The organism is Allosphingosinicella sp., assembly GCF_036387215.1.
Classification (GTDB): Bacteria; Pseudomonadota; Alphaproteobacteria; order Sphingomonadales; family Sphingomonadaceae; genus Allosphingosinicella.
The window spans coordinates 1-2,657 of sequence record NZ_DASVUE010000242.1 but is presented as its reverse complement, the minus strand read 5'-3'; the positions used below and the strand labels follow the sequence as shown (position 1 = coordinate 2,657).

Below are 2,657 nucleotides of genomic sequence, written 5' to 3'. Positions count from 1 at the left end.
GGACCTGCCGGACAGCAAGGCTGGTGCGCTCGACCAGGAGGTGAAGCCCGTTCAGATCTCGCTCGATCCGAGCGGCGCCATCTTCGTCGACGACGAGCCCGTGACCGAGCAGATGCTTCCGGTCCGGCTGGGCGAGATTGCCGGCGCGTCGCGCGAAGAAGGCGGGCCGCGCGTGTTCCTTCGCGCCGACAAGAGCCTCGATTATGGCCGCGTGATGCGCGTCATGGGCGAGCTCAACGCCGCCGGCCTCCGCAAGGTGGCGCTCGTTAGCGTGGCGGGCGAGGGCGACTGATGGATCGGGCGGAGGCAACCGGCCTCGGCGTCGCCTTTGCGGGGCACGCGCTCCTGCTGGCAGTGCTGTCGGTCGGCTTTGCCGCATCCACCCGGAAGCCGATCGTGAGCCCGCCGATGGAAGTTGCCTTCGTCGAGGAGGCGGCGCCGGAAAGCACCTCTCCTTCGCCGTCCGCCGAAGCGCCTGCGCCCAAGCTGGCCGAAGTAGAGGGGCCGGTCGAGCCCGATTCCCCGCCGCCGGCGCCGCAACCCGAACCGATCCCCGTCCCACCGCTGCCCACCCCGCCGCCGCCCACGCCGCCTGCGCAACGCACGCCGCCCAAGGCGCAGCCGGTCGCTCCCAGGCCGGTGCCGCGGCCTGTACCGCCGAAGCCTGTCCCGGCTGCGCGCCCCGCGCCTGCCAAGGCAGCGCCGGCCAAGCCTGCACCTGCGAAGGCCGCGCCGGCCCCGGCAAGACCGGCTCCCGCGCGGCCCGCTCCGCCGAAAGCCGCGCCGTCGAATTCGGGAGCAGGCAAGAACCCCGCCTCCACCGCGCGGCCGACGGGGCGGCTCAAGGGGCTCCTCAGCGGCATCAGCGACAGCGAGAGCCCCAGCCAGGCCACCGCTCCGCCCGCGGCTGCAGTGGGACCCGCCGTCAAGGCGTCGCTCGCTGCCGAAGTGCGCCGCCAGCTGAAGCCGCACTGGAAGGCTCCAACCGGCGCCGACGTCGAGCAGCTCCGCACCGAACTCAGCATCCGCCTCGCCCGCGACGGCAGCGTCACCGACGTCGACGTCCTTCGAACTACCGGCCAGACGGAAAGCAACCGTCCTCAGGTGAGGCTCCACCAGGAGCAGGCAGTCCGGGCGGTTCGGCTCGCTTCGCCCTTCCGGCTACCGGCCGAATATTATGACGCCTGGAAGCTCCTAAGCCCCATCGGATTCGACAAGAGACTCTCGCAATGAACAGACTGACCTTCGCATTCGGCGCATTTCTCGCCGCCATCGCTTCGCAGCCGGCATCGGCCCAGCTCAGCGTCGACGTCACCGACGAAAGCGCCGCCGACATGGTAATCGCGGTTCCGGTGATGCCGACGCCGGAGACTGCGAGCACCATCGCCGGAACCACCGAGACCCTCGGCCGGCAGGTGGCGGAGGTGGTCGCGGCCGACCTTCGCAACAGCGGTCTGTTCAAGCCGGTGGGCCCCGGCGGCATCCGCGCAGTGAGCTTCCCGGAGGTGACCGCCCCGGCGTTCGATTATTGGCCGACGACGGGTGCGGTGGCGCTCGTCCAGGGCTTCGTCCGCGCCAATCCCGACGGAAAGGTCACCGTCGGCTGCTATCTTTACGATGTCGCCTTGAAGTCGGAGCTCACCCGCCACGGCTTCGTCGTCGAGCCAAGGGACTGGCGCCGCGCCGCGCACAAATGCGCCGACGCCATCTACGCGCGGCTTTCCGGCGAGAGCCCGTTCTTCGACAGCCGCATCGCCTACATCGCCGAGTCAGGTCCCAAGGGCAGCCGCATCAAGCAGCTGGCGATCATGGATTCGGACGGCGCCAACCACCGCTTCCTGACCCAGGGCGGCTCGACCGTGCTGACGCCGCGCTTCTCGCCCGATTACAAGCACATCGTCTATCTAAGCTATGTCGAGAACCGGCCGCGAATCTACATCTATGACATCGGCACCGGCCGCCAGCGGGTGGTGACCGAGAGTGCGAACCAGACCTTCGCTCCCCGCTGGTCGCCGGACGGCCGCTGGATCCTCTATTCGATGTCGGTCGCCGGCAACACCGACATCTACCGCATCTCCGCCGGCGGCGGCACTCCGCAGCGCCTCACCAACTCGCCGGGCATCGATGTCGGCGGCAGCTATTCGCCCGACGGCAGCAAGATCGTGTTCGAAAGCGACCGCTCCGGCGGGCAACAGCTCTACGTGATGAACTCCGACGGCTCCGACCAGCGCCGGATCAGCTTCGGCGGCGGCCGCTATGCGACGCCCGAATGGAGCCCGCGCGGCGACCTCATCGCCTTTACGAAGATCGCCGGCAATTTCCGCATCGGCGTGATGACGCCGCAGGGGTCGGGAGAGCGGTTGCTCACCGACAGCTGGCAGGACGAGGCGCCGACCTTCGCTCCCAACGGCCGTGTGATCCAGTTCTTCCGCACCGGCCAGGGCCGGTCCGGCAATTCCAGCATCTGGCAGGTGGATATCACCGGCGCCAATGAGCGCCGCATTCCGACCCCGCTTGCCGGATCAGATCCCACCTGGGGGCCGCTGCTCCCATGAATCCATCCCACCCAAGGAGAAGCTCATGAACAACAACCGCATTGCGATCGCCGCTTTGGCCACGGCACTGCTTTTCTCGGCGGGTTGCGCCAAGAAGAAGCC

Annotated in this window: 3 protein-coding genes; all 3 read left to right on the top strand. The window is 68.8% G+C overall.

The features are described 5' to 3' along the window. Nucleotides 1-292: ExbD/TolR family protein (locus tag VF662_RS09875; protein WP_464140464.1), on the top strand; the 292-nt coding region annotated here is incomplete at its 5' end. Continuing rightward, nucleotides 292-1,233 carry a TonB C-terminal domain-containing protein gene (locus tag VF662_RS09870; RefSeq protein WP_464140461.1) on the top strand — a complete coding sequence of 314 codons (942 nt, stop codon included), beginning with the start codon at nucleotides 292-294 and terminating at the stop codon, nucleotides 1,231-1,233. The genes VF662_RS09875 and VF662_RS09870, both read left to right, overlap by 1 nt. Then, entirely contained in the window at nucleotides 1,230-2,555 is a 1,326-nt protein-coding gene (gene tolB / locus VF662_RS09865) for a Tol-Pal system beta propeller repeat protein TolB (protein ID WP_464140460.1), read from the top strand. The genes VF662_RS09870 and tolB overlap by 4 nt, the downstream gene beginning before the upstream one ends. Nucleotides 2,556-2,657: the final 102 nt, after the last annotated feature.